This is a genomic window from Psychrobacter sp. PSP, from assembly GCF_024085615.1.
Taxonomy (GTDB): domain Bacteria; phylum Pseudomonadota; class Gammaproteobacteria; order Pseudomonadales; family Moraxellaceae; genus Psychrobacter; species Psychrobacter pacificensis.
Genome location: NZ_JABLTF010000008.1, coordinates 65185 through 92019, shown reverse-complemented (window position 1 = coordinate 92019; position 26835 = coordinate 65185). Strand labels below are relative to the sequence as shown.

At 42.0% G+C, this 26835-nt stretch carries 26 protein-coding genes; 20 read left to right on the top strand and 6 right to left on the bottom strand.

Annotation, left to right across the window (positions count from 1 at the left end; genetic code table 11):
• Positions 1 to 2 precede the first annotated feature (2 nt).
• Positions 3 to 1085 carry a 3-deoxy-7-phosphoheptulonate synthase gene (locus HL061_RS02465; RefSeq protein ID WP_058025756.1) on the bottom strand — a complete coding sequence of 361 codons (1083 nt, stop codon included), beginning with the start codon at positions 1083 to 1085 and terminating at the stop codon, positions 3 to 5.
• Positions 1086 to 1537: 452 nt separating this feature from the next.
• On the opposite strand from HL061_RS02465, the gene lpxB reads away from it, so the two are divergent.
• The 3 genes from lpxB to HL061_RS02450 all read left to right on the top strand — a co-directional run bounded on the left by lpxB (position 1538) and on the right by HL061_RS02450 (position 5177).
• Positions 1538 to 2854: a lipid-A-disaccharide synthase gene (gene lpxB, locus HL061_RS02460; protein WP_240366374.1), complete on the top strand. Its 1317-nt coding sequence runs from the start codon at positions 1538 to 1540 to the stop codon at positions 2852 to 2854.
• 22 nt (positions 2855 to 2876) lie between these two features.
• Positions 2877 to 3749, top strand: a complete 873-nt coding sequence (locus tag HL061_RS02455) for a ribonuclease HII (RefSeq protein ID WP_240366375.1) — start codon at positions 2877 to 2879, stop codon at positions 3747 to 3749.
• 246 nt (positions 3750 to 3995) lie between these two features.
• Positions 3996 to 5177 carry a CAP domain-containing protein gene (locus HL061_RS02450; protein WP_252962471.1) on the top strand — a complete coding sequence of 394 codons (1182 nt, stop codon included), beginning with the start codon at positions 3996 to 3998 and terminating at the stop codon, positions 5175 to 5177.
• A 120-nt stretch (positions 5178 to 5297) separates the two neighbouring features.
• Here HL061_RS02450 and HL061_RS02445 read toward each other — a convergent pair whose 3' ends face one another.
• A complete protein-coding gene (locus HL061_RS02445; protein WP_212564453.1) occupies positions 5298 to 5963 on the bottom strand; it encodes a DUF924 family protein in 666 nt (221 codons plus the stop codon).
• Positions 5964 to 6062: 99 nt separating this feature from the next.
• Here HL061_RS02445 and HL061_RS02440 point away from each other — a divergent pair, with 99 nt between their 5' ends.
• From HL061_RS02440 to HL061_RS02430, 3 genes are all read left to right on the top strand, one after another.
• Positions 6063 to 7304: a carboxynorspermidine decarboxylase gene (locus HL061_RS02440; protein WP_252962470.1), complete on the top strand. Its 1242-nt coding sequence runs from the start codon at positions 6063 to 6065 to the stop codon at positions 7302 to 7304.
• 305 nt (positions 7305 to 7609) lie between these two features.
• Positions 7610 to 8884: a saccharopine dehydrogenase family protein gene (locus HL061_RS02435; protein WP_252962469.1), complete on the top strand. Its 1275-nt coding sequence runs from the start codon at positions 7610 to 7612 to the stop codon at positions 8882 to 8884.
• 195 nt (positions 8885 to 9079) lie between these two features.
• Positions 9080 to 10021: an SEC-C metal-binding domain-containing protein gene (locus HL061_RS02430; RefSeq protein ID WP_252962468.1), complete on the top strand. Its 942-nt coding sequence runs from the start codon at positions 9080 to 9082 to the stop codon at positions 10019 to 10021.
• A 214-nt stretch (positions 10022 to 10235) separates the two neighbouring features.
• On the opposite strand, the gene htpX is transcribed toward HL061_RS02430, so the two are convergent.
• A complete protein-coding gene (gene htpX / locus HL061_RS02425; protein ID WP_212564457.1) occupies positions 10236 to 11150 on the bottom strand; it encodes a protease HtpX in 915 nt (304 codons plus the stop codon).
• Between the two features lie 352 nt (positions 11151 to 11502).
• On the opposite strand from htpX, the gene HL061_RS02420 reads away from it, so the two are divergent.
• Together HL061_RS02420 and HL061_RS02415 are read left to right on the top strand one after the other, a co-directional pair.
• Positions 11503 to 12024 (top strand): PhzF family phenazine biosynthesis isomerase, encoded by a 522-nt coding sequence (locus HL061_RS02420; RefSeq protein WP_223334195.1) that lies wholly within the window; start codon positions 11503 to 11505, stop codon positions 12022 to 12024.
• Between the two features lie 197 nt (positions 12025 to 12221).
• Positions 12222 to 12554: a YnfA family protein gene (locus HL061_RS02415; RefSeq protein WP_212564458.1), complete on the top strand. Its 333-nt coding sequence runs from the start codon at positions 12222 to 12224 to the stop codon at positions 12552 to 12554.
• Positions 12555 to 12626: 72 nt separating this feature from the next.
• On the opposite strand, the gene HL061_RS02410 is transcribed toward HL061_RS02415, so the two are convergent.
• The gene (locus HL061_RS02410; RefSeq protein ID WP_212564459.1) at positions 12627 to 12773 is read right to left on the bottom strand and encodes a hypothetical protein; all 147 of its coding nucleotides are present in this window, start codon (positions 12771 to 12773) and stop codon (positions 12627 to 12629) included.
• Positions 12774 to 13114: 341 nt separating this feature from the next.
• Here HL061_RS02410 and HL061_RS02405 point away from each other — a divergent pair, with 341 nt between their 5' ends.
• The 12 genes from HL061_RS02405 to HL061_RS02350 all read left to right on the top strand — a co-directional run bounded on the left by HL061_RS02405 (position 13115) and on the right by HL061_RS02350 (position 24064).
• Positions 13115 to 13735, top strand: coding sequence for a 6-carboxytetrahydropterin synthase (locus tag HL061_RS02405; RefSeq protein WP_240366381.1), 621 nt, complete (start codon positions 13115 to 13117; stop codon positions 13733 to 13735).
• Positions 13735 to 14265, top strand: coding sequence for a tRNA (adenosine(37)-N6)-threonylcarbamoyltransferase complex ATPase subunit type 1 TsaE (gene tsaE, locus HL061_RS02400; protein WP_252962467.1), 531 nt, complete (start codon positions 13735 to 13737; stop codon positions 14263 to 14265). Before HL061_RS02405 ends, tsaE begins: the two co-directional genes overlap by 1 nt.
• A gap of 41 nt (positions 14266 to 14306) precedes the next feature.
• Positions 14307 to 16043, top strand: a complete 1737-nt coding sequence (gene mutL, locus HL061_RS02395) for a DNA mismatch repair endonuclease MutL (RefSeq protein WP_252962466.1) — start codon at positions 14307 to 14309, stop codon at positions 16041 to 16043.
• Positions 16044 to 16095: 52 nt separating this feature from the next.
• Positions 16096 to 17244: a tRNA (adenosine(37)-N6)-dimethylallyltransferase MiaA gene (gene miaA / locus HL061_RS02390; RefSeq protein ID WP_252962465.1), complete on the top strand. Its 1149-nt coding sequence runs from the start codon at positions 16096 to 16098 to the stop codon at positions 17242 to 17244.
• Between the two features lie 404 nt (positions 17245 to 17648).
• A complete protein-coding gene (gene hfq, locus HL061_RS02385; protein WP_223334203.1) occupies positions 17649 to 18179 on the top strand; it encodes an RNA chaperone Hfq in 531 nt (176 codons plus the stop codon).
• 220 nt (positions 18180 to 18399) lie between these two features.
• A complete protein-coding gene (locus tag HL061_RS02380; RefSeq protein WP_071001686.1) occupies positions 18400 to 19392 on the top strand; it encodes a KpsF/GutQ family sugar-phosphate isomerase in 993 nt (330 codons plus the stop codon).
• Positions 19393 to 19468: 76 nt separating this feature from the next.
• Positions 19469 to 20035 (top strand): HAD hydrolase family protein, encoded by a 567-nt coding sequence (locus HL061_RS02375; protein ID WP_071001685.1) that lies wholly within the window; start codon positions 19469 to 19471, stop codon positions 20033 to 20035.
• Positions 20032 to 20616: an LPS export ABC transporter periplasmic protein LptC gene (lptC, locus tag HL061_RS02370; protein WP_058024069.1), complete on the top strand. Its 585-nt coding sequence runs from the start codon at positions 20032 to 20034 to the stop codon at positions 20614 to 20616. The genes HL061_RS02375 and lptC overlap by 4 nt, the downstream gene beginning before the upstream one ends.
• 153 nt (positions 20617 to 20769) lie before the next feature.
• Positions 20770 to 21252: a lipopolysaccharide transport periplasmic protein LptA gene (gene lptA / locus HL061_RS02365; protein ID WP_223334273.1), complete on the top strand. Its 483-nt coding sequence runs from the start codon at positions 20770 to 20772 to the stop codon at positions 21250 to 21252.
• A 66-nt stretch (positions 21253 to 21318) separates the two neighbouring features.
• On the top strand, positions 21319 to 22098 hold the full coding sequence (gene lptB / locus HL061_RS02360; protein ID WP_071001684.1) for an LPS export ABC transporter ATP-binding protein: 780 nt from the start codon (positions 21319 to 21321) through the stop codon (positions 22096 to 22098).
• Positions 22099 to 22365: 267 nt separating this feature from the next.
• Positions 22366 to 23802, top strand: coding sequence for a DNA repair protein RadA (gene radA, locus HL061_RS02355; RefSeq protein WP_240366385.1), 1437 nt, complete (start codon positions 22366 to 22368; stop codon positions 23800 to 23802).
• A gap of 79 nt (positions 23803 to 23881) precedes the next feature.
• Positions 23882 to 24064 (top strand): hypothetical protein, encoded by a 183-nt coding sequence (locus HL061_RS02350; RefSeq protein ID WP_252962464.1) that lies wholly within the window; start codon positions 23882 to 23884, stop codon positions 24062 to 24064.
• A 79-nt stretch (positions 24065 to 24143) separates the two neighbouring features.
• On the opposite strand, the gene HL061_RS02345 is transcribed toward HL061_RS02350, so the two are convergent.
• Together HL061_RS02345 and rodA are read right to left on the bottom strand one after the other, a co-directional pair.
• Positions 24144 to 24758 (bottom strand): septal ring lytic transglycosylase RlpA family protein, encoded by a 615-nt coding sequence (locus tag HL061_RS02345; RefSeq protein ID WP_071001681.1) that lies wholly within the window; start codon positions 24756 to 24758, stop codon positions 24144 to 24146.
• 909 nt (positions 24759 to 25667) lie between these two features.
• The gene (gene rodA / locus HL061_RS02340; RefSeq protein ID WP_252962463.1) at positions 25668 to 26810 is read right to left on the bottom strand and encodes a rod shape-determining protein RodA; all 1143 of its coding nucleotides are present in this window, start codon (positions 26808 to 26810) and stop codon (positions 25668 to 25670) included.
• Between the last annotated feature and the right edge of the window lie 25 nt (positions 26811 to 26835).

The following is a 26835-nucleotide window of genomic DNA, read 5'->3' as shown; positions in this document are numbered from 1 at the left end:
TATTAGCGGTTTGGTAGCACATCTTTTACCATATCACGCAAGCCGCGCAATGCGGTGACAGTGCTATCCCAGTCTAGACAGCCATCAGTGATAGATTTACCGTACTCAAGCTGACTTAAATCAGCGGTTAGTTTTTGATTGCCGCCTTTTAGGTGACTCTCAATCATCATGCCGATGATTGATTTATTACCATTTTGAATTTGCTCAGCGACGTTTTGGATAACCATCGGCTGTAAGTAAGGATCTTTACCTGAGTTGGCATGGCTTGAGTCAATCATGATTTTGCCATTGGTTTTGCCTTTTGCCAGTTCGTTCTCAACTTGAGCAACTGCCGTTTCATCATAATTAGGCTTGCCATTACCACCGCGGAGTACCACGTGTGCGTAAGGGTTGCCTTTCGATTTGATGATAGAGACCTTACCATCTGAGGATAGACCTAGGAAGCTATGACCTTCTTTAACCGCCTGCATCGCATTGACAGCAACCGTCATACCGCCGTCAGTACCGTTTTTGAAGCCAACTGGGCAAGATAAGCCTGAGCTCATTTCACGGTGTGTTTGGCTCTCGGTAGTACGTGCGCCAATCGCTGACCAGCTAATTAAATCCTGCATGTACTGCGGCGTATTTGGATCAAGGGCTTCAGTCGCACAAGGCAAGCCTTTTTCATTGAGATCAAGCAATAACTTGCGAGCAGTACGCAAGCCTTTTTCGATATCAAAGCTGTCATTCATGTCAGGGTCATTAATCATACCCTTCCAACCGACCGTGGTACGAGGTTTTTCAAAATAAACACGCATGACCACAAATACGCTGTCTTCGATCTCTTTTGCCAATACGGCTAAGCGATCGGCATACTCATGGGCCGCTTTAATATCGTGGATAGAGCAGGGTCCAATGACCACAAACAGACGCTTGTCTTTACCGTCCAAGATATTTTGGATCGTTTGGCGACCGTTTAGTACGGTTTTGTATGCATCGTCTGATAGAGGCAGCTCAGCTTTTAGCTCAGCGGGAGTAATCAAAGGAATAAATTTTTCAATATTCACGTCGTCAATGTCTGCATTATGGGTAACTGATGTTGTCATGGTTATATATCGTCTAGCTGATTTATAGGAATATTCATTATGCGGACAAAAGTGTTGGTTGACAAGGGTAGTCCGGTAGTTAATTGACTGATAACTGGAATGAGGAAACTAAAACTTAGTTATACTTGCGCATGATTAAGGTTATATTTGAATTCGCAAATGCACGTTTGGTATTTCGTTTTTCTGTCTATTAATAAGGATGAATTAAATACTGGGTGCTTAACGCTCAGATTTTATGCGTGAATTTAGCTATTTGTATCATCGTCACGTATGATAGCGACCGCGGTGGCTTTATGATTGCGCACTAAAACGATTGCACACTAAAACATGAATGCCAAAAAATAGACACAGATAAAATGTGTATGTCATCAACCTCTATCATTGATTGACTGTGTTATATTTTACAACAACGATTTATTTTATTTGTATATCTTCAATATTGAGAGCTTGTCATGACAGATTCTGCTACGTCTCATCCACATACTGATTCCATCAGCCAAACAGAGACGGATTTTAATAAACCTAAAACGACTGCCACACCGCTAGTGATAGCCATTGTCGCAGGTGAAGTGTCAGGTGACAGTTTAGGCGCAGATTTTATGCAACAGATGAATAATCTGCGTGATGACATCGTTTGGGTAGGCGTGGGCGGCACTAAGATGCAAGCGCAAGGATTGCAAAGCATTTTTCCATTAGAGCGTTTGGCAGTGATGGGTCTGGTTGAAGTCATGGCGCAGCTACCAGATTTGCTCAAAGCACGCCGCGAGCTATTGAGTGCGTTTAAGACAGCCAATATCGATTGGTTTATTGGTATCGATGCACCTGATTTTAACCTACGGGTCGCTAAAAAACTCAAGCCACAAGGCGTGTTCTGTGTGCAATATGTCAGTCCTTCTATTTGGGCATGGCGTGAGTCGCGTATCCATAATATTAAAGCGGCAACCCATTTGGTATTGTGCCTATTCCCATTTGAGCTACCGGTTTATGAGCGTCATAATCATCCGGCGATCTGTGTGGGGCATCCGTTGCTACGAACCATTGATCAAGCATTGATAGACACGCCAATCAATCAGCGCCGTAGCGAGCTGGTCTGGCACAATGATGGTTTACAGCAGTTTTTTATTGAACGGTTTGATGATGTCAGCCAGCTTATCTGCGTGATGCCTGGCTCTCGGCGTGGCGAGATTACCGCTATCTTGCCATTGATGCTTGACGGCATTCAAAAGCTCATATTATTAGACCCAAAGCTGTGTTTTATCATTCCAACGGTTGATCAAAATCACCAATATATTGTGCAAGAAGTCATTGATCAATGCTCAGAGCAGCTGCGGGCGGCTATTGTCGTCGTTTATGATGATACTCAGCGAGAGTTTAGTCAGCATGCGATGGCAGCGTCAGATATCGTGATGCTAGCTTCTGGGACAGCAACATTGGAGGCAATGCTGCTTGAGCGTCCGATGGTGGTGGTTTATCAATTGAATCAGATCACTTATCAGATTGCCAAACGTCTGGTAAAAGTGCCTTATGTGGCACTACCTAACATTTTGGCTAATGCGCCGATTGTGCCTGAGCTTATTCAAGAGCAGGCAAGTGGGGATAATATTTGCCGTACGGTAATGCGTCTATTACAACCGCGTGCTTATGCTGAGCAATTAAAAGATCTGCTCGCGACAAAGCACACGTTGCAGCAGCAAAGCAATCATGAGCCAGCAAATAGCGTGATTGAACAATATTTTATGAGCGATAGTAATGCCTCCAATCTTACCTAACCTAGAAAGACTTTCTAATATTATGCAAATTCAACCTAGCACAAAAAACCTAGCCCAAATAATTGACGTCAGTATTGATCATATTGATGTCAAAGGGCAGTATATTCAATTGGCGGCGCCTATACGCTTATATGGACAGTTGAATACCTTTAAGCTGTTTGCTCAATATGAGCGCGATGAAGCGCAACGCTTAGAACAGTCAATATTAAAAATTGGCGTTGATGAAGCAGGACGTGGACCGTTACTAGGTAGTGTCAATGTGGCCGCCGCGATATTGCCTGCGTCTTGGTCAGGATTGATTGAAGAACAACCACTCAAAGACACACCATTGTCGATACTGACAGACTCCAAAAAGCTGAGCGAAAAAAAGCGCGATATCCTTTATCCATTGGTACAACAGCATGCAGTCAGTTATATCATCGCTGATATACCAGCAGCTGTCATCGATCAAGTCAATATTTTGCAGGCTACCATGCTCGGTATGCGGTTATGCATCGAAGCTTTGCTAGAAGCAGTTTTTAAATATCTTTCTAAAACTAAAAGTCTTGGCATATCACTTGATAAATTACAGGTAGAGGCGTTGTTTGATGGTAATCGCTGTCCTGATTTGAGCCATGCTACATTTCACGAATTGGGCATATCGCCATCTTCTGTTGATTGCCAAGCATGGGTGAAGGGTGATGCACGTCATACCAGTATCGCAGCGGCTAGTATATTGGCAAAGGTGAGCCGTGATGAGACCATGTATGCCCTTGACATGCAGTATCCAGAATACGGTATTGCCAAACATAAAGGCTATCCAACTCGCGCACATATGGAAGCCATTGAGAGACATGGTGTCTTATCAGCACATAGGCGCAGTTTTGCGCCAGTGAGAAAGGCATTAGAGAGCTAATTTTAAAGGACAATATCTCGTCTAGAAATCGTCTAATAATAAAGATTTAATGTACCAGCAGAAAGAAGATATATACCTATGTTAACAAACAGGCAAATTTTCGGAAAAATAACGAGCGAAAATTTATAAAATGTAATACAATATATTGCTCTTGGCATAAAGTGCTGTTAAATCAATGACTAAGCTTTTATTTTGAGTTTTATTCTCACTATGAATTATATATATTACTATTTTATAGGATAAGAAATGATGGCTCATCCCTCTCAAAAGAACCTTGCTGTAGTGCTTTTCTTAGCGGTATTTTTAACGGCCTGCGGTGGTGGTGGTGGTGACTCTGATAATGGTTCTACATCCAATAATCTACAGAGCGAAACACAAGATGAGCAAGATAGTAATCCTATTAATGAAAGCAATGCACCAACTGAGAATAATCCGCAAGCAGCCTTAAGTGCTAATAATCAATTTAGTTTGGCAAGAACCAGTTGTGGCTTAGGTGGTTTATCTGTTGATACGGCGCTTGATGATATTGCGATTAAGCACGCAAACTATATCAAATACGTCTTTGCTAATAGCACGCCGACCAGTTTTAATGCCCATGTCGAAAATAAAATCAGCAATATTGCTAGTTTGACAGGTAGCAATAACCCATTCTTCGGTGGATTAGATTTCTCAGATCGCTTATTAAATGCAAAATACAGCAACGCACAATATGGTGTCACAGAAAATATTGCTCAATCTGTCTACTTCAATTCAGCAGGAAGCTTTCTGAAAACGGATGTGGTGGCAACATCAATGGCCAAGTCGTTGTTGGCAGCACCCTATCATTTGCGTTCATTGATGCTACCCACCTCAAGCGTTGTTGGCTCAGGCATGGTTTTATATAAACCGGATGCCAAAAATCCAGCTCTTAACCAAGGTTATGTCTTGGTTAGCCATGCCTCAGCGACAAAAGCGACCAAAGATACAACCGTGTCAGGTGTTTTTACTTATCCCTGTCAAGGTGTGACTGATACAGTAACTGCTCTGTATAGTGAGTCGCCAAACCCTGTTAAAGGCACAGGTCGCGATTTACGTACCGATCCTATCGGACAGCCTGTTTATGTGAGTATGCCATCAGCGAACAAAATCAAAGTCAGCAACATCAAGTTCCGAGATACTCAGCGAAATACTAATGTACCGATTCAATTGATCGACTTTGATAACGATCCGTATGTGAACACCAACTACGCATTACCAGCGAATGAGGCATTCATTTTGCCATTAACAGATGCACTAAAGAGCTGCGAAGTTAATCGCGCGGTAAATCAAAGCCAGCAATGTGGTCTGTATGGCAATACCAAATATCAAGTAAGCTTTGATATCTTGGTTGATGATAAAAACTTAGAAAGTAAGTCATTCACTTTTACGACGGGTAAGGTAAATTATTAGTTAAACCGTTTAATCAATTGTACAAACAAAAGGACTGAACCAGATAACTGGTTCAGTCCTTGTTTTATATAAAGACACTATAAGAATGTGACAAAGTAAGCAGACTGGATAAAACCTACTTTAAAATGAAGAGTTTGGCTGTTGCAAAAAGGCTTTTTCATCCTCAGTTGATTTGCGCCCTAGTGCCTCATTACGATGTGGGTAACGCCCAAATTGATCAATAATTTCTTTATGACGATATTCAAAATCTAGCGTAGTGGCATCATCCAACTGTCTAAATAATGGCAAATAGCGCTCATGAATTAAGGCAGATTCAGAGTGCATAAATGGGATAATCATAAACTTACGCCATTGCATCGGTAAAGTGTCAAAATAGGGCTGCTGAGTGGCTTCTTGTGCTAAAACTAATGCCATACCGTCTTGGGCAAAAGCACAGGCTTGTTCGCGACACAGATTGCGTGAAAACTGATCTAAGACAATAATTTCTGCCAATCGTCCTGCTAGCGCTGTTATTGAACTATTGCCATCTAGAGAAGATTCTGCGAGGCGCCATTTAACGCATTCACCTTGCTTTGCTGCCTGCCAAATGTCACCAAACTTGTCCTTTATCTGCTTATCAAAACGATCGTTTTGTTCAAACCAACACGCTTCATTATCTTTATCAAACCAAAAATCCAATACTGCACGCGCATCCGGGTGGAGGTGCGTCAAGTCTATATGTTTTGGGTCTAATTGAGAGGCATGGGATCGACTGGCAGAGGTGGAATAATCGGTTGAGAGTGCCATAAGATATTCTAATTATGATGGATTTAGTCTACTATAGCGCAAATATTTATATCTGTCTGTCAAGATACCAACAGCAGAGTGTCTATTAGGTAACCTATTATGAATGCAAAAAATCTAGAGAATTCTATCAACGCGACATTGCCACCAACGCCATACTACGTGCTTGATGAAGCGGCGATCGTTGCCAATATGAAAATCATCGCTAGGCTATGTGAGCTGTCTGGTGCAAAAGCATTATTGGCACTAAAATGCTTTGCCACATGGGGTGTTTTTGATGTGATGCAGCCTTATCTGCATGGCACGACTTCGTCTTCACTTAACGAAGTGAGATTGGGCTATGAGACCTTTGGTAATAACGCTGATGCCAGTAGCAGCGATAAAAAAGAAACCCACGCTTATAGCGTCGCCTATAGTGCAGATGAAATTCCTGAAGTACTCAGTTATGCTGATAAGATTATATTTAACTCAATCTCACAGCTAACTGCTTTTAAAAATCAAGCGGCAGCGCAAGGTGTTCCAGTAGGCTTACGATTAAATCCAAAAACCAGCAACTCATCATTTTTGATTGCTGATCCTGCACGTCCATTTAGCCGCCTTGGTGAGCACGATAAAGATAAAATCGCAGCGGTACTAAGCGATATTACAGGCGTTATGATTCATAACAACTGCGAAAATGACAGTTTTGAAGCCTTTAGTGAAAGTTTGGCAGATATCGAATCTAGATTTGGCGATATTTTGCAGCAACTTGAATGGGTAAGCTTAGGCGGCGGCATTCATTTTATCGCGCCTGATTATCCATTAGAAAAGCTGGCCGACAGATTAAAAGTATTTAGTGAGACCTATGGCGTGCAAGTTTATTTAGAACCAGGCGAAGCAAGTATCCATGGCGCGGGCACGTTGGTCACGACAGTGTTAGACACCATGCACAATCAAAAAAATCTCGCCGTCGTCGACGCTTCGATTGAAGCACATATGCTCGACTTGCTTATCTATCGTGAGTCCGCACCGATTGCCGCGATCAATAATACTGCTGGCAATATTGCACCTACTGGCAATCCAGCAGAAGCTGCGCCGTCTGAAGCCAATGCTGAGTCAGCAGACCATACCATTATTTATGGTCGTTCTTGCTTGGCAGGGGATATCTTTGGTGAGTATGCATTACCGAGTAATCTTCAGATAGGCGATAAGATTGCCTTTGGTAATGCGGCCGGTTATACGATGGTCAAGAAAAACTGGTTCAATGGGGTTAATATGCCAGCGATTGTGATTCGTCGTTTGGACGGCAGTACCGATATCCAGCGTGAGTTTGACTATGAGGAATATAAAGCCAGCCTATCTTAAGCCTTAGTAGCGTTAGTTTTTAAGACTATGTTATTGTCGGGTTTTGTATTTTAATGTTTAAAAAACAAAGGCTTAACCTGTATTAGTATGCATTTTAATATCTCTACTTTTTATACATATTTTTTACCGATAAGGGAATAAAAATTGTTATAATCGCGTCGGGCAAATAATGGAGTATTATCTGCCCGACGGGTGCGTGGGTTTTCCTCGGTCTTCCTTTTTAATTCACGCATATCATTCACTCGTTTCTGTTTTGCATAGCCACAATCAATGGTATCGACAGGGACACAAAGGAGGATTGTTCATTGAACACAAACCAACCAGCCAAATCTAACAAAAAAGACGTACTTATCATCGGAGCAGGCGGCGTCGCTCAAGTGGTCGCGCATAAATGTGCGATGCACAATGATGTGCTCGGCGAGATCCATATCGCCTCACGTACCAAAGACAAATGCGATGCCATCGCGCAGAGCGTAAAAGAAAAAGACAGCTTTAAGCAGGCTGCAGTCTTGCATACGCATCAGGTCGATGCCATGGACAGCCAAGCACTTGTGCAGCTGATACAAGACACAAAAATACAGATACTTATTAATGTTGGCTCGGCATTTATCAATATGACCGTACTAGAAGCTTGTATTGAAACAGGCACGGCATATATAGATACGGCTATTCATGAAGATCCACGCAAGATTTGTGAGACACCGCCGTGGTACAACAACTACGAGTGGCAACGCAAACAGCGCTGTGCAGACAATAATGTCACTGCTATTTTAGGTGCAGGCTTTGATCCCGGTGTGGTCAATGCGTATGCACGCTTGGGTTATGACATGATGGATGCAGGATCTGTGACTGATATTGACATCATTGATATCAATGCGGGCAGTCATGGCAAATACTTTGCGACTAACTTTGACCCAGAAATTAACTTCCGTGAGTTCACAGGGACAGTTTACTCTTGGCAAGACAGCAAGTGGCACTCTAATAAAATGTTTGAAGTCAAACGTACGGATGATTTGCCAGTTGTGGGTGTGCAGAACAGCTATTTAAGCGGACATGACGAGATTCATTCGCTATCAGCCAATCTAGATGTACCGAATATTCGCTTTTGGATGGGCTTTGGTGAGCATTATATCAATGTATTCACCGTGCTACAGAGCTTAGGCCTACTGTCTGAGCAGCCAGTGATGACGGCTGAAGGCCAAGAAGTGGTGCCGCTAAAAGTCGTGAAGGCGGTACTACCAGATCCAAGCTCGCTTGCACCAGAATATACAGGCAAGACTTGCATTGGTGATAAAGTTAAAGGTAAAATCAATGGCGTTGAGACGGAAGTGTTTATCTACAATGTCTCAGATCATAAAGACGCTTACAACGAAGTGGGTAGCCAAGGTATCTCGTATACTGCAGGCGTGCCACCTGTTGCTGCGGCAATACTAGTCGCGACTGGCGAATGGGACGCAGGCAAGATGGTCAACGTCGAAGAGCTAGATGCCAAGCCATTTATTAATCTATTGAATAAGATTGGTCTGCCAACGCGTATCAAAGATAGCGAAGGTGATAGAGCGCTTGAGTTTGATATTTAATTAGCAAATGTTATTTAGAAAAGCCTATCTTTTATAGATAGGCTTTTTTTATGTCTAGTTATATGAATAAAGGGGGCTAGCGGTGACATGGCGTTCTTGCTACTATCACTGGTAGCTACCATTTTATTTTCTACAAATGCTCTACTTTTTATACTCATTAGCTTTCACTTTAAAAAAATATTAAGGACAGTAAAATTGAGAGTCAATAAATATGGTTTAAAAGATACTATATCCTCTTTAGTGAAAAGAGAAGTTAGGCAGCGCTGTGGGTTTGGTTGTGTTAACTGTGGTAACGCCGTATATCAATATGAACATCTTGATCCTACTTTTGCTGAAGCAAAGGAACACAATCCTGAACATATTGTTTTGTTGTGTGGAGGCTGCCATGATCGAGTCACTAGAAAAATTCTATCTAAAGACACTATCAAAATGCGATCTTTAAATCCTATTTGTAATCAGAAAGGATTTTCTTTTGGTCCTTTTGATCTTGGTCTTGTAGAACCTACTATAAAATTAGGCACCTTGATATGTAAAAATGTAGATTCTTTAATTAATATTGATGGTGAAAGTATTTTCTCTGTGAAAAGACCTGAGTGCACAGGATCACCCTTTAGAATTAACGCCTATCTTACAAATTTTGATGGTAAAGAAATACTGAAGATTGTAAATAATGAATGGGTTACTTCTACATTAAATTGGGACGTTGAAGTTATTGGAGCAAAAATTACGATTCGAAAAAACTCAGGAAATATTTCTCTAGTATTGAGGTCAGAGGCTCCTCACACCCTAATTATCGAAAGACTTGAAATGATGCATCATGGAGTAAAGATTAGCTGTCGAGAAAATGAAGACTTAAAAGTAGTGACTCGAAGTGGTCAAGTTTTGAGCTCTTCATCTATGAGTATATCAGGTTGCAAGGTGGGGTTGGATATATTGGAACACTCGCTTTCAGTAGGTGTTGGCGGTGGTTGTGTGGAAATAAGTAATATGGAAATTAGTTATCAATCTGCAATTAATCGTTACCCTGTACCTTTTAATGAAGTGAAAAAAACTATAAAAAAAGAAAAGATAGGTCGTAACCAACAGTGTCCATGTGGTAGTGGTAAAAAATATAAAAGGTGTTGTGGAATTATATAGTCCAGAGTTTCAGGATATTTATATTGCATTTGATCTTAGGATAAAAATGATGAGCAATGTTTGATCAAGCCTAGTTGCATTGGTTCGTATAGTGAGTCTATATTTTTAAACTATAAATTTTGCTATATTGACCAAAATCAAGGTATAACCTACAGATCACTAGCCCAATTTAAAGGTTGTGCTTCTAGCAATCAATAATGAACCAAACAATCCATCACCCTTCACTAGGATTATATTCTCGTAGCGCCGCAATACGGTCATCAAGTGTGGGGTGTGAGCGGAATAAGTTGGCAATACTAAAGCCTTGCGTTTGTCCAGACGAGATTGCAAATGCTTTCATACTCTCAGGCATTTGATCTGGTCGCTGTGCAGAAGGACGCAGAGCATCAAGCGCACTGATCATTTTTTCGCGGCTGGCAAGTTTGGCCCCCATTTGATCCGCACGGAATTCACGTAAGCGTGAAAACCACATCACGATGGCAGACGCCAAAAACCCAAGCAAAATATCCATCACAATACTGGTGATAAAGTAACCGATACCTGGGCGATCACTGGTGTTTTTAAACACAGTACGGTCCACGAAGCTACCGACAATGCGCGCAAAGAACATCACAAACGCATTGACCACGCCTTGAATGAGGGCAAGGGTTACCATATCACCGTTGGCTACATGACCAATCTCATGCGCCAATACCGCTTCGACTTCATCTTGATTCATATTCTGTAGTAGACCAGAGGATACCGCTACCAGCGCTTTATTCTTATTCCAGCCAGTCGCAAAAGCATTTGGCTGCGAGTTATTAAAAATACCAACCTCAGGCATACCGATGTTTACCGCTTGCGCTTGTTTTGCCACTGTATCGACCAGCCATTGCTCAGTTGGGTTGCGTGCAGATTCTATTACCACCGTACCCGTGGATTTTTTGGCCATCCATTTTGACAGAAATAGCGAAATCATTGAGCCGACCATACCGTAGATACCGCACATAACTGCAAGGCTGACATAATCTAGCCCACCTGCCGTATATACACCGCCAATCCCAAAAAATCTGGATAGTATCCCAAACACAATGCTAAAGACCACGATCACGGCCAAGTTGGTCAATAAAAACAATCCAATACGCATCATGACGCTAATTTCCTATTTAAAGTGTTGGTATGGCCTAGATAGGCGGTTATCTAAGAGGTTTGTTTGCCATGATAGATTTTACTGGGGTTTTGTGTGTCATACTATTTCAATATTGTCAAAATGCTAAAATAATTATGTTGTCCTAGCTATAGTGAGATTTTTTGAGACAATTAGCGAACTAGGTATATATTAGCTCGTTGCCAAGACTGGTTAGCTACAGTACAACATCACCGAAACTATTGCCTATTGATCTAAGTATTAAGTTTTGGTCAACTATTTCTTATTTTGATTTCTCGGAAGATAATGATGACCAAGATTAATCTTTAAAAAATTATAAAAATGCGAACATCTCATGCAACTAGAAATAAATATTATAGACGCCTTCACTGACACTTTGTTTAAAGGCAATTCCGCAGCGGTTATTGTGACAGATACATGGTTAGATGATGCTTTGATGCAGTCTATTGCGTCTGAAAATAACTTGTCTGAGACCGCTTTTATTGTTGCTGATGGCATAGGTGTTTATCATATTCGTTGGTTCTCACCATTGACCGAAATTGACTTCTGTGGTCATGCGACTTTAGCCGCTGCCTATGTATTGTTTAATAAAAATTCAAACGTACAGTCGATTAACTTTTCAGCCAAAGCGGTTGGTATTTTGACAGTCGCAAAAACGGATTCTGGCAAAATGCAAATGGATTTTCCCAATAGAATGCCTGAAAGAATCGATGAGATTCCTGATAGTTTATTAGCAGGTCTATCCATTGTGCCTGCTGAAGTCTATCGTAATACTCAAGCGTATTTCGTCATCTATGATGCTGAATCCGATGTGCTGAATGTCGTGCGTGATAATGAAAAGTTGAAGCAGCTATAGCGCCTTATGATGTAGTGGTAACTTGTCAGGCAACCTCAGAGAAGTATCATGATTATGATTTTATCTCTAGATACTTTTGGCCAGCAAATAGTCGCGGCGGTGTGCTTGACTGTACCGTGGCAGACGATAGAGTGCTTATTTCTGGCAATGCTGTATCATATTTGACTGGATTTATCACCGTTGAGGAGTAGGTAAGTTTGACAGAATTAAAGACCGTTAGCCTGTTTGCGCTGACCGCATTGGCTGAGATTGCAGGGTGTTATTTGCCTTATCTATGGTTACGAGAAGGTAAATCTATCTGGCTATTAATACCTGGCGCGCTGAGTTTGATCGCGTTTGTCTGGCTGCTGTCATTACATCCGACTGCTGCAGGTAGGGTCTATGCGGCCTATGGTGGCGTATATATTTGTATGGCGATTTTATGGTTATGGACGGTCAATGGGATACGACCAACCGTGTGGGACATAGTGGGCTCAGTAGTTGCACTATTAGGAATGGCGATTATTATGTTTGCGCCGCGCAGTGCCTAAAAAAACGAGTGGCCAACTAAAAAAATACCAATCAAACCACTAGGTCAGATTGGCATATTGATACGAAAAATATTAATGTTTACCTAAAATACTACCGTTGTCGTCTTTCTTCGCTTGTTTGGCCGCTTTCTTTTCTTTGGCGGTCAGAAGCGGATTCTTTTTGACATTCTTCTTACTGTCTTGACTTTGCTCATGGTAATTCCTTTGTAGATAACGCATACAACCTGCTAAGCCAATTGGGCTGACTTAAGGTAAGTATGGTGACGACTAACATACATAGCCGCTTACCCAATTGAGTATAAGTTTAAGCGTTGGTAATAGATAGCACTCGCACAATTCGCCTACGATTCAGTTCTCTTGTTTCTTTCCTTTAGCGAAATCATTGCTTTAGCCAAGTTATGCGCTAATCGATTCGTTCAATTAATCATGGTATTCATAAGTGCTTACTTACGGATACATGGCGATTTGCTATAATTAGCCATAAACCGATTCATAAACGCGGCAAACTCTTATTTATTGACATTTAGCACCACTGTGCTCACTGTTTTGGTCACCTTATTATGCGTATACGTAAACTATTCAAATTTGAAAACGCTCACATCGTTCGCAACTGTAGCTCTGAGCGCTGCAAACACTCCATCCATGGTCACAGCTATCAGATTGAGCTGATTTTAGAAGCCACACGTTTAGATCACGGGCAAATGGTTTATGACTTTGGGCTACTAAAATCTTCGATCAAAGACATTATCGACAGCTTTGATCATGCCATTTGTTTTTGGAACAAAGACGATCCTGAATATGTCGCAGCGTGCAAGAAATTTAGCGCACGTTGGATCAGCCTACCAGTATCTCCGTCAGCAGAGCAGTTTTCACGGGTGATTTTCTTTTGGGCGCAAGAAATACTGCGCCAGACGCAAATGCAAAATGGTGAGGCGGATGTCAGTGTGTATTCAGTGATTGCTCATGAAACGGCAACAGGTTATGCGCAGTGTTTTGCTGATGATGTGGCAAACGAGCAAATGGGTAAGCTGGTTTTAGAGGATTTCGAATTTAGTGAACAAGTTCGTGCTGAGTGGACGGACTCTGATCTGTATGCCAAGCTGATTCGCGGTGAAAGCTTCACCAACCCAACGGTGACTATGCAGGTACAGCCAGAGCAAGCACAGGCAGGTTCAGACTGATGCATAATGATCAATCAATAGAAAACAGTGACAGCGTGCAAACTTTGATACTGAACTCTGAGCAAGACACTCAGTTATTGGCTAAGCAACTGGCAGCATTGCCGCTGACGGGTAGTGTGTGGCTGGCAGGGGATTTGGGCGCAGGTAAAACCACTTTAACGCGTTACTGGTTGCATGCTCTCGGTCATACTGGTGCGGTAAAAAGCCCAACGTATACCTTGGTTGAGCCTTATAGCATTGAGCAAAGCAATGGCACGACTAAGCCAGTTTATCATGCAGATTTATATCGTCTCCAAGATCCAGAAGAGCTGTCTTTTATTGGCTTTGATGAGTATTTAGATGAGCCTGAAGCGCTCGTTATCATTGAATGGGCGAGCCGTGCTGATGGTTATCTACCGATGCCAACTTTGTTTATCGATATTACGCAAGTTGAAAACGATGATAAAGGTAATGAAGCACGCCAAGTGCACTTAAGAGTATCAAAAGCAGGCCAAGCGCAAGGTCTGGATTTATCAAAACTTAATATCTAAATCACACCACTTGCCATTCTTTTAAAATATGACATCTATCAATGCCAGATAACCACCACAACACCCGTATCAAAAAACTATCGCCGCTGCTGATTAATCAACTAGCAGCAGGTGAGGTCGTGACACGTCCAGCAGCGGTCGTCAAAGAGCTGCTCGAAAATGCCATTGATGCAGGTGCCACCGATATTGAGATACGTATTACTCAAGGTGGTATGGGCATGATTGAAGTGGTGGATAACGGTGTGGGTATTCATCCTGATGATATGGTGATGGCGATTACTCGTCATGCGACTAGCAAAGTCGCCGATGTTGCGAACTTGCACGGCATTACGACGTTGGGTTTTCGTGGTGAAGCGTTAGCGGCGATGGCTGCTGTGTCTCGTTTGAGCTTAACTAGCAGTCATGATGATAGTGGTATTGGTCGTCAATTGCAGGTGGCTGGAGTATTAGATGATACACCGAAGCTCATACCAGTCGTTCATAATCGCGGCACAACAATCATAGTCAAAGACTTATATTTCAATGTGCCTGCCCGCCGGGGTAATTTAAAATCTATTGCCACTGAATTTGGCCACATCGAGACCATCGTCCGTGAAGTCGCACTGGCGCGAGCTGATGTCGCACTGACACTTTTTCATGACAATAAAAAGCGGTTATCATTGTCTGCAAATGCTACAAACGTTAACGATAATGATGCTAACCGTCTACCGTTGCCGCGTTTAGAACAAGCGACTGGTATGCCATTAACGGACAATGCGCTAGCAGTATCGATAGATCTATCGAGTCTTGTGCAGTCGTCTGTAGCGTACGGCGATAGCACGGTTAATCAGGCAGCAATCAGTGGCTGGTTATGGCCGATGACTGATGAGCAGATAGCATTGCCAAAGCTAATTTATGTGAATGGCAGGCTGGTAAAAGAAGCATTGATTAGCAATCAAATGCGTCAACTGGCTCAGAGTGCTCAGCTAGCAGGTATGGGGTATGCGCTTTATTTTGAGTTGCCAACCCAATGGCTCAATGTCAATGTACATCCATCAAAGCAGCGTATCAAAATCAGTCCGCTAAACAATATCATGGCTCACTTAAGCCATACGATTCGTTCACAGCTAAAAATAGTCAATGCTACGCCAAAGGTTGCTAGCCCCGATAATCCAGAAGTGTCAAAAAAAGACGTCTCTGTAGATACTTTGTCTGACACACATTTGCCCAATGATATGCCTATAGATCACACAAGACAGAGCAGACAAGTGCAAGCTCCTAGGCAGTCATATCAATCTGCCTCAAGCAAATCATTTCCAGATAAATCACTAGCTCAAGAACCAGCACCATCTTATGTCGATGAGCCGTTACAGCAAAGTCGCCATACTTCGTATCGTTCATCCGAAGCGCCTACAGTTTCATCCTTACCAATCTGCTTGGATATTATTAATGATGCAGAGGCTCTTGTTATCGATTCAACCGCAACTGATAAAAACCTACCTTGGCTCTTATTTTATCATCAAGGGCAATGTCTATTAATAAGTACTAAAGACTGGCAGTCAAAGGTAAGCCAGTTGTTTGAATCATCTATATTTAGCAATAAGGTATTTAAAAAAGATAAAATGTCAAACAGTGCTATGGAGATCAATCATCAGCTTACAACAGTAAGCTCGCAAATGACTGCACAAGACTCAGCAGTTTTTGTCGCAGATCTCGCTGATATACTGACAAGAAATGCGATCAAAATCTTAGACAGTCATCGTTTAGTCACACTAATGTTATCTTCTACATCCGAATAAATATCAAGCTGACTACTATTTTAGCCAACTACATATTGAGAAAGGCAATTCTATGCAATATTCGTCTGATAGCGTCTCTACTAATCTGTCGGATAATAGTGTCGTGTGTCTGATGGCACCCACTGCCAGCGGAAAAACAGCATTAGCATATGAATTATACGATACAGGCCGTTTTGAACTGATTTCTGTGGATTCAGCACTGATATATCGCGATATGAATATTGGTACGGCAAAACCAACAGCAGATGAATTAACGCGTTATCCGCATCATTTGGTTGATATTATTGATCCCATGCAAAGCTATAGTGTTGCTGAGTTTGTTGATGATGTAGCACGTCTTATTGATGAGTGTCATGAGCGCAAAAAGATACCGCTGTTAGTAGGTGGCACCATGATGTATTACATGGCGCTACTCGATGGCCTGTCTCCCGTACCTGATAGCGATGACAGCGTACGTGCACGCGTAGAACAATGGCGTCAAGAGGAAGGTATCAGTGCTTTATATGATTATCTTGGCAATGTTGACTCAGTTAGCCATCAGCGTTTGAATGCGACGGATACTCAGCGCATTACTCGGGCAATTGAGGTTTATTTGCAGACAGATAGGCCCATAAGCGACTGGCAGCGTGAGCCAAAACAAGCTTTGGCCCATCATCCAGAACAGCAGTGGCATGCATTGTCAGTGATACCAGACCGCCCGTGGTTACATGCGCGTATCGAACAGCGCCTTGATATCATGTGGCAAGAAGGGTTAGTGGCAGAGGTTGTTGGCTTACTTGAGAAGTACCCGCTGACCCCTAATATGCCGTCGATGCGCTGTGTGGGTTATCGCCAAGTATTGGAATATCTCGTTCGTACGCAGCATCCAGTATTGGATAAAACCCATTTGGACAAAGCGCAATTTTATGAAGCCTTCGCAGACTCTAAAAGCCTAATGGCCATAAATAAGATACAAGGAGAGGGCGTTTACACAAATGCTCAGCCAGATGTATCCTATGCTGAGACCGAAGCGCTTGCTTGTCAGGAAATGCAAAATAAGTCATTATATGCCACAAGGCAGCTAGCAAAACGCCAATATACATGGCTTAGAAAAGTTGCTCAATTGCCTGATGCTGTATCTGAGTTTGATGATGCGGTCCCCAAAGGGATGGTGCTAAAAAACTTTACAACAATGGCACAAGCAAGAGATTATCTTTTTTGAAAACATGCTTTTATCTTATTAACGTGCGTCTTACTTTACGTTTTCAAAGCACGTTATTGATATATAAATAAAGAATCACAATTAGTTTCAAAAATTAGCATGGATAGCTGTTATAATTTGAGATTACTACAGATATAGTAGCCGTCAAATACAGTTGTCTTGGTAGTAGATAGCTATTAACTTTTACAGAAAAAACGCTTGATGAAACAAGTAGTTACTTAATTATTTACAATAATAACGTATTCGCGATAAAGTGGAATAACTTAAGAACAATGAATATTTATTTAGATACGTTTTATAAAGAAAACATATTATTGTATCTACCTTTTAGCCACTATAATTAAATTGACACTTAGAATAATTGGCACTCAAAACATAACTATATAATATTTAGGAGAGATTTCATGTCAAAAGGACAAACTTTACAAGATCCATTCTTGAATTCGCTGCGCAAAGATCGCATTCCTGTCTCTATTTTTTTGGTTAACGGTATCAAGCTGCAGGGCCAAATTGAATCGTTCGATCAATATGTTGTACTCCTCAAAAATACAGTCAGTCAGATGGTATATAAACATGCCATCTCAACCGTAGTGCCAGCTCGTAACCCGCGTAGTAGTACAACCACTACAGGTACTGGCGCTCAACCTCAAGGCTTAGCGCAAACTGGCTATCAAGGTGGTGGCTTTGAGCGTGGCAGCAATCCTGCTGCGGGTGGTTTTGAAGAGCGTGGTTTTGCCTCTAGTCGTAGTGGATTTAATCGCGGAGGGTTTAGTCAAGGTCAAGAACGTGGCTTTGAGCGTGGTAGCTTTGGACAAGGTCAGGAACGCGGTTTTGAGCGCGGCGGCTTTGGACAGGATCGTGGTTTTGATGCATCGACAGACGGTACGGGCTTTGAAGAAAAGCCGGACAACGGATCGAATGATACCAATAGTTAATTAGCTGCACGCATTGAGTGTATTATCCAACTATACATTAAAAGACATGATTTATACGATTAAGACCTGCTAACATAGTGGGTTTTTTTTATATAAATAAGCAGATAGTTACTGTAAAAAATAATGGCTGTCTCCATTATATAAATGGTAGGCCATTATTAATATGAAACAGAGTATAGTAAAATACTAGGTTGATTCATTATAAAAATAGAGCAGATCCATGAGCGATACTACAACTGATTTGACCCATGAGCAATTTATCACAACGGCTATTGACGCGATTAATACTGAGATATCTGCATTAGCATTGTTGACAGAGCAGATAGATGACAGGTTTGCACAAGCATGTGACGTTATTTTGGCTTGTCAGGGTCGAGTGGTAGTAACGGGCATGGGTAAATCAGGATTGATTGGACGTAAAATAGCAGCGACTTTTGCCTCGACGGGTACGCCTGCTTTTTTTATGCATCCTGGTGAGGCAGGTCATGGCGATTTGGGCATGCTGGTCAAAGGTGATGTACTGCTTGCTATCTCGAACTCTGGTGAATCCGATGAGATTAAGATGCTACTGCCAGTGGTCAAACGCTTACACATCCCTCTAATTAGTATCAGCCGAGATAAACGCGGTATGCTGCCACGAGCGGCTGATATTGTTTTGACCCTTGGCCACTCACAAGAGGCTTGTCCGCTCAATCTTGCCCCTACATCGAGTACAACGGCTACCTTAGCGTTAGGGGATGCTCTAGCGGTCGCCTTGGTACATGCTCGTAACTTCACTTCTGAGGACTTTGCATTATCGCATCCAGCGGGCGCATTAGGTCGTCAACTATTGACGCGTGTCGAAGATTTAATGCATACCAAGTCAGAAGACTTACCCTTGATTCACCAACAAGCACCGCTACAGCAAGCACTATTTACGATGTCTGCTGGACGCTTAGGGATGACCGTGGTGACGGATGATAGTGATAAAGTCGTTGGCGTATTTACAGATGGTGACTTACGCCGTGGTCTTGAAAAAGGTATTGATCTACAAACGCCGATGAATGAGGTAATGGTCAGTAACCCACGCCATATCAGTAAAACAATGCGCGCATCGGATGCCTTGAGTGTCATGAATGAAAATGGTATCAGTCAATTACTAATTATTGATGATGAAGATCGTTTAGAAGCAGTCATCACGGTTCATGATCTATTACAAGCTGGTGTAAAGTAATTCATTAATAGTTGATAGAACGATTGGTTTTTCATATAAAATAGTTAGAAAAATATTCGTCAAAAAGAGACAAATAATGCAAGATTTAATAAAAAAAGCCGGACAAGTAAAGCTATTGATCATGGATGTCGATGGGATTTTATCTAATGGTCAAATTATCTACGACGCAAATGGTATCGAAACCAAAGCGTTTTCAGTACAGGATGGCGTCGGTGTTAAGTCTCTAGCGCGTTATGGCATTTTAACTGCTATTATTACTGGGCGTAGCAGCGCTATGGTTGATAAACGTGCAACAGAAATGGGTGTCAATCATGTGGTACAAGGACGGGATGATAAGCTCATTGCACTAAAAGAGTTATTATCGTCTCTTGACCCTGCGCTCAATATTACTGCTGCCGACTGCGCTTATATGGGTGATGACTTGCCAGATATTAAAGCGATGCAAACGGTAGGGTTTGCAGCAACCGTACCCAATGCACACGCGGAAGTCATAAAACGCAGTGATATGGTCACCACTCGAGCAGGTGGTACCGGCGCAGTACGTGAAGTATGTGATCTCATCTTAAAGGGGTACGGACATTATCAAGACTTTATTGCACATTATACGCTTGATGAAACTCAAGCTCAGGATGAACTGTCGTGAATACACGTGTTCTCATTATATTAGCGTTGATTATTGCTGGTATTGCGGGCTGGTTTTTCCAGCAACAAGGGGATGTGTCGCCACCAGTCAATATCGAGACGACAGATGTCGATTATGAAGCCACTGATATCAAAGCAGTTCAGACAAATGAGCAAGGTGAAACTGAGTATGAACTTACTGCTGAGTCTTTAACGCATAATCCTGAGACCAATCAGGATGAGATGTCAGGCATCACGATGAATTGGGAGCCGTCAACAGAGCAGCGCTACCGTATTCAAGCAGGTAGTGCAGCCATCAGTCAGCAAACAGGGGAGTTGAGCTTATCAGGTGGCTTTACACTGGTTAGCGAAGGTAATAAAGAGGCGTCTGATATTGAGCCAATCAAAGTGACTGGTAGTACCCTAAAAGGCAATACAAAGTCTGGTCAAGTGTATAGCGATGAGCCCGTCAAAATTGAACAAGGGATGAATCGTTTTGAAGCATCCAGCATGACTGCCAATCTGGAAACGGGTGAATATGAGTTTGGGCAAGTTGCTGTCGCTTTTACGCCCGCTGATCGTCAAGACAAAGCATTATTTTAAACTAGCGTTTTCTACTACATTAAAACAGCAGCCATCATGAAGTTTGCAAATCCTATCAACAATTATGAAACGAGTTATTATATGAAATCTAAATTTTTGCCTACTTTATGCGCATCAATCTGCTCACATAAGCTACGTGTTGTTCCAACGTTTATGTTGTTAGCCCTACCATTGTATGGCCATGCACTGCCATCAGATGCCAATCAGCAAATCAAACTGCTAGCGGACAAGGCCACTTATAGTGAGCGTACTGGCGTCACTAGTTACTCAGGTAATGTCATTATTACTCAAGGCACTTTTAAAATGACTGCGGACAATATCACAGTCAATCTCTCGCAGCAGCGCAGCATTAATTCAGCGGTAGCGACGGGTCGTCCAGCAACTATGCAGCAGGTTGTGACGCAAGAAAAAGGCTTGGCAAAAGGTCAGGCAAATAAGATTGATTATAACGCGGTATCTGGCATTATCACTCTAACAGGAAATGCCAAGCTGGTTCAGAATGGGGCAAGTTTTGCCGGTAATGTTATTCGTTATAGTCTAAAAGCAGGTGATGTAGAAGCGACCGCTGGTGGTAATCAGCGAGTAGAGTTGGTATTTCCACCAAATAATAATACCAACCAAAGTGGCGTTCGCTAACCTAGCCAACCAAAGCATGAATAGGTTTTTGGTAGTATACGAATATCGTGAAAGCAAGAGTAAGCTATGAGTGACAATAAAAATATAGATTCTTCAGTATCAAATAGCAATACGGCGCCTGTCGCTCGCTTGACTATGCAAAATTTGGGTAAACGTTACGGCAAGCGCTGGGTAGTCAAAGATGTCTCGTTTTCTGTTGAGCAAGGCCAAGTTGTTGGACTGCTAGGCCCGAATGGTGCTGGTAAAACGACCAGTTTTTACATGGTGGTGGGACTGGTCAATATGGATAAGGGCCGTGTCACTCTAGGAAAAATGGATCTGTCTAAATACGCTATGCACGAGCGTGCTCGTGCTGGTATTGGTTATTTGCCGCAAGAAGCGTCGATTTTCCGTAAATTATCTATCGAAGACAATATATTGGCGATTTTGCAGACTCGTACAGAATTAAGTAAAGCTGAGCAGCAGCAAGAGCTTGAAAAGCTGATTGGCGAATTTCATTTAGAACATGTACGTACCTCACTTGGAATGAGTGTGTCAGGCGGCGAGCGTCGTCGCTGTGAAATTGCTCGTGCGCTAGCGGCGGATCCTAAATTTATCTTATTGGATGAGCCATTTGCCGGTGTAGACCCCATTTCTGTTGGCGATATCAAGGATGTTGTTTTGACACTGAAAAATCGTGGTATTGGTGTCTTAATCACTGATCACAATGTTCGTGATACGTTAGCCATCTGTGAAAAGGCTTATATTGTTTCAGAAGGGGCTATCATTGCCGAAGGTACTTCATCGGAAGTCTTAGAAAATGATCTGGTCAAATCTGTTTACTTAGGTAAAGACTTTCAAGTATAGCCCGCTGTGCTAAATCATTTTTTACTCATATTCTTATCTACACGAACTGCTGATTTTAGCATTGCAACTAACTGATAAAGCCAGCAGTCAACATTTTCATTATATTTAGAATAACCTACGCTTAACGCTCTCCCTTCTATCAGATACAGCTTTCGATACTCACAACTGGCTGATCGCGACAAACACTCTTACATTCCTACTCATCAAAGAGCGTACGATATTTTATTCATTATTCTCGACTAATCATCTGGATAAGGCTCATCATTTATGGCAAAAAATAAAAGCAGTTATGTCTGTCAGAATTGCGGCGCGCATTTTGGCAAATGGGCAGGGCAGTGTACAGATTGCGGCGAATGGAATAGCTTGGTAGAAGCGCCAAATGTCAGTATGCCGCATCACAATAAAAATACCGCCAAGCCTAATGCCGGCCGATCCACTTCTCGTAGTACTGCTGCACCAGTTGGTAACTACTCTGGCACTCACAGCGCAGTTATGCCACTTAACGCAGTCAGTGTGACGCTAGACACACGCTTGCCAACAGGCATTAGCGAGTTTGATCGTGTGCTGGGTGGCGGATTGGTAGCTGGTTCTGTCGTACTAATCGGTGGTGACCCGGGTATTGGTAAGTCAACCATATTGTTGCAGACAGCGACTAATATGGCACGTGCCGATTCTTTGGCAGGTAGCGCGCTTTATGTGACTGGCGAAGAGTCACTTGCACAAGTAGCTATGCGTGCCAAACGCTTAGATTTACCTGCTGATAGACTTCGCGTACTCGCAGAAACCAATGTAGAAACCATTTGTGCGGCCTTGACCCAAGAGCAGCCAGCCATCGCTATTATTGACTCTATCCAGACTATTTATACTGACGCCATCAATTCTGCACCAGGCGGCGTCAGTCAAATCAGAGAGTCTGCCGCGATCTTAACGCGCTATGCAAAGCAAACAGGTACAGCGCTATTTTTAGTGGGACATGTGACGAAAGAAGGCACTTTAGCAGGCCCACGTGTACTTGAGCATATGGTCGATACGGTATTGTATTTTGAAGGTCAGTCTGACTCACGTTTTCGGATGATTCGTGCAGTCAAAAACCGTTTTGGTGCGGTTAATGAGCTGGGTATTTTTGGCATGACTGACATGGGACTCAAAGAAGTTGCCAACCCATCAGCGATATTTTTGAGCCGTTATGATAAGCCCGTTGCTGGATCTGTTGTTATGGTTAGCCGTGAAGGGACTAGGCCATTACTGGTTGAAGTGCAAGCGTTGGTGGATGACTCCCAAGGACAGCCTAGACGCATGGCGTTGGGTTTGGACTTCCAGCGTTTGTCCATGCTACTAGCAGTGATGCATCGTCACGGTGGTATTCATACCAGTGGACAAGACGTCTATGTCAACGTTGTTGGTGGCGTCAAAGTCATAGAGACTGGATCTGATTTGGCAGTGTTGTTGGCATGTGCCTCAAGCATCAAAGAAAAGCCATTACCATCGTCATTAGCAGTGTTTGGTGAGGTCGGTTTATCTGGTGAAATCCGTCCAGTACCGAATGGTCAAGAACGCTTGAAAGAAGCAATGAAGCATGGTTTTAAACATGCGATTATTCCAAAGGCCAATGCACCTGCTAAAGGAGCTCCTCAGTTTAAGGGTATCAATGTGATTGCTGTTGAACGTCTTGACGATGCCATCGAAAGTGCGTTTGAGTTATAACCAATCTTGAAAAGTATAGTCAATTCCACCTAAAAGTGTTATAAACTAATTATCAAATTCAATTGTTATTATAAAGACCATGACTTACTCACTAGATTTTCGTATGCAAGTACTAAAAAGCTTAGACGAGGGTATGACCTTGAACCCTATTGAAAAGAAATGGGCACAAGTAAAGTTTCTACGCCAAGGCTGGTTGGAAAACGACTTATCCAAGTTGTTTTATGATGTTTGTCCTAACCATAACAATTTTATTTTGAACTGACTATATAAAAAGATTTGATCAAAAAAGCCCTTAACTCATGATAAGTTAAGGGCTTTTTTATATGCTATAAGTTTTAAAACTAAGGTCCTGAAACACGCTCAATAGCGACATTACCGACACCTTTATTAGTGATACCTAGGCGCTTAGCTGCACCATACGATAAATCTAATACGCGGTTGCCATGGAATGGACCACGATCGTTCACTTTTACTACAACGCTTTTACCGTTAGTTTTATTAGTGACTTTAACATAGCAGTTGAGTGGTAATGAGCGATGTGCTGCCGTCAAACCATTCATATCAAAAGTTTCACCACTAGCAGTTTTACGACCATGAAACTTACGACCGTACCAAGAGGCAAGACCAGTTTGCTTAAATTTACTAACAGAATTAGAGGCTACTGCGGTTAGACGCTCTAACACATCTTCATCATTAGTGACTTGAGTGGTATCACTCGCTAATAGTGAACTACTAAGTGCTAATGAAGTAGGCTGACGTGCTGATTTGACCAAACTTGATGCACCATCATGCTGACGGCTAAGCTCACCAAGTACACGATCGATATGGGAGGCGTTATCTTGTGAAATCATCGCAAGGGAGGTTTTTGCTTCTACAGCATTTACATTTGTAGCAACTGCAGAGCCAGCGAATAAAACTGCCGACATTGTAAGTAAACCAGATAAACGCTTATTCATAAATACCTCTATAACTTATACACCAAAACCTAACTCTAAATTTTTAGATTGAGTATGACAGCGTTAGACCAATCTAACAGTGAATCAAACTCTAGAATCTTTATATTAATCTATTGTTTTGATAGCGATTAATATTTAGGGCGAGACTCTTACAGGTTTCAATATATGGTAATTTTTCATTTTATGATCATAAGTAGCGGTAGTAATGACCGTAGTTACTTAGAACATGCTTAAATGATAGTCAGCGATATTCATTGAGTACTTATTTTTAACTTAGAGAGTAAGTACCAATGTCACTATATGTCGTATCTATAAAACTTCCGATATACAAACTTTCTGATATTGCTAAAGTAATGAAGGGTTTAAAAGTTTTTGCGTGATGCTTTGTTATTAAACCGTTAATTAAGTAGTGTATTTGAAAGTCTGAAATCTACAAGATGCTAACTATACGACCAATCTACAACCAAAGTATAATTAAATGCAAATTTTGTTAGTGGCTATGTACGGGTTATGTATCAAAGTACAGTAAAACGAGGTTAACGCAATTTTTTGTAAAAAACAAGAAATAAAATATTTCAGCCTTGATTTGCAATTCATTTTGGTTAAAAAAATCACTGCTAATGACAGTATGATACAAGTAATTAAATAACAATACTTTATGTCTCATGACAGCATTTTGATAGGCTGGTCATGAATGGGGATTATGTAGTATCTATTAAAAGTAACAAAATATTAATAGTAGCAAAATCGCTGATACTTTGATTTAATCTAAACTTTGTTGTCATTAGTCATGCGAGAGTGCTTTATTTTATGCTCAGTGTTTTTGAGAGATATAAATGATGTGTGTTTGTCATATTTCAATGATAATTTACTAATGTTTTATATATAAGGTATTGTTTATCAGTGTTTTTAACCAGATTTGTGAGTGTGAATCGACATCAATAAGCCAAAACCTGCCATCAAAGTCACGATAGCGGTACCACCATAGCTGATGAAAGGAAGGGGTACGCCAACAACAGGTAAAATACCGCCAACCATACCGACATTGACGAATATATAAACGAAGAAAGACATGGCAATAGCGCCCGCAAGCAGCCTGCTATAAATGTCAGGATGGGTGAAAGCGATATACAAGGCACGCGACAAAAGGCAAAAGTAAATAAACATCAGCAGCATGACACCTAGTAAACCAAATTCTTCAGAAAAAGCTGCAATAATAAAGTCAGTATGACCTTCTGGTAAAAAATGCAGATGCGACTGTGTGCCTTCTAAATACCCTTTGCCAGTGAGCCCGCCTGACCCAATGGCGGTCTTTGATTGGATAATATTCCACCCAGCACCTTGTACATCGGCTTCAGGATTGAGTAAGGTTAGGACGCGCGTACGCTGATAATCATGCAACAAAAAGTTCCAAGCAAACGCAATAAAAGGTATCGCTAAAATCACAGCAGCAGAAATCAGACGCCAAGACAGACCCGCCAAGAACAGCACAAAAATGCCACTAGCAGCGACTAAAAGCGAAGTGCCAAGATCAGGCTCTTTTGCAATCAGCAATACAGGAACGATAATCAATGCCAGAGTGATGGCAATACTGGACGGTGATGGCGGAAGATCACGCTTGGACAAAAACCAAGCACACATCATCGGCATACCAAGCTTCATAAACTCAGACGGCTGCACACTACCAAACCCAGGTAAGTTGATCCAGCGCTGAGCACCCATACGCACTTCACCAATGATATCAACCAATACCAATAATATAAGACCCAATACATAAAACACAGGCGTAAAGGTACGGTAAAGGCTTGGCGGTATTTGTGCCATCGCAAACATTACGGTGAATGCCACACCGTAACTTACCATTTGACGTATGACCATGCCGATGTCTTGACTGGCAGCACTATATAAAATCGTCAGGCCAATGCAGCAAACCGTTAACAAAAGCAAGGTCAACCACGGATCGATGTGAATACGTTGCCAGATCGTCGGTGCATGACCTTGGCCTAAGTGATGGCTCTGACGTGAAAAACGGTATTGCGGGTTAGAAGACATAGGCAAAGTTTGGCTAGCAGTTGGA

Coding starts and splice junctions, on each gene's coding strand:
- HL061_RS02465 (WP_058025756.1), bottom strand. CDS start 1,085: ATGACAACATCAGTTACCCATAATGCAGACATTGACGACGTGAATATT.
- lpxB (WP_240366374.1), top strand. CDS start 1,538: ATGACAGATTCTGCTACGTCTCATCCACATACTGATTCCATCAGCCAA.
- HL061_RS02455 (WP_240366375.1), top strand. CDS start 2,877: ATGCAAATTCAACCTAGCACAAAAAACCTAGCCCAAATAATTGACGTC.
- HL061_RS02450 (WP_252962471.1), top strand. CDS start 3,996: ATGATGGCTCATCCCTCTCAAAAGAACCTTGCTGTAGTGCTTTTCTTA.
- HL061_RS02445 (WP_212564453.1), bottom strand. CDS start 5,963: ATGGCACTCTCAACCGATTATTCCACCTCTGCCAGTCGATCCCATGCC.
- HL061_RS02440 (WP_252962470.1), top strand. CDS start 6,063: ATGAATGCAAAAAATCTAGAGAATTCTATCAACGCGACATTGCCACCA.
- htpX (WP_212564457.1), bottom strand. CDS start 11,150: ATGATGCGTATTGGATTGTTTTTATTGACCAACTTGGCCGTGATCGTG.
- HL061_RS02420 (WP_223334195.1), top strand. CDS start 11,503: ATGCAACTAGAAATAAATATTATAGACGCCTTCACTGACACTTTGTTT.
- HL061_RS02410 (WP_212564459.1), bottom strand. CDS start 12,773: ATGCGTTATCTACAAAGGAATTACCATGAGCAAAGTCAAGACAGTAAG.
- HL061_RS02405 (WP_240366381.1), top strand. CDS start 13,115: ATGCGTATACGTAAACTATTCAAATTTGAAAACGCTCACATCGTTCGC.
- tsaE (WP_252962467.1), top strand. CDS start 13,735: ATGCATAATGATCAATCAATAGAAAACAGTGACAGCGTGCAAACTTTG.
- mutL (WP_252962466.1), top strand. CDS start 14,307: ATGCCAGATAACCACCACAACACCCGTATCAAAAAACTATCGCCGCTG.
- miaA (WP_252962465.1), top strand. CDS start 16,096: ATGCAATATTCGTCTGATAGCGTCTCTACTAATCTGTCGGATAATAGT.
- hfq (WP_223334203.1), top strand. CDS start 17,649: ATGTCAAAAGGACAAACTTTACAAGATCCATTCTTGAATTCGCTGCGC.
- HL061_RS02380 (WP_071001686.1), top strand. CDS start 18,400: ATGAGCGATACTACAACTGATTTGACCCATGAGCAATTTATCACAACG.
- HL061_RS02375 (WP_071001685.1), top strand. CDS start 19,469: ATGCAAGATTTAATAAAAAAAGCCGGACAAGTAAAGCTATTGATCATG.
- lptA (WP_223334273.1), top strand. CDS start 20,770: ATGTTGTTAGCCCTACCATTGTATGGCCATGCACTGCCATCAGATGCC.
- lptB (WP_071001684.1), top strand. CDS start 21,319: ATGAGTGACAATAAAAATATAGATTCTTCAGTATCAAATAGCAATACG.
- radA (WP_240366385.1), top strand. CDS start 22,366: ATGGCAAAAAATAAAAGCAGTTATGTCTGTCAGAATTGCGGCGCGCAT.
- HL061_RS02350 (WP_252962464.1), top strand. CDS start 23,882: ATGACTTACTCACTAGATTTTCGTATGCAAGTACTAAAAAGCTTAGAC.
- HL061_RS02345 (WP_071001681.1), bottom strand. CDS start 24,758: ATGAATAAGCGTTTATCTGGTTTACTTACAATGTCGGCAGTTTTATTC.
- rodA (WP_252962463.1), bottom strand. CDS start 26,810: ATGTCTTCTAACCCGCAATACCGTTTTTCACGTCAGAGCCATCACTTA.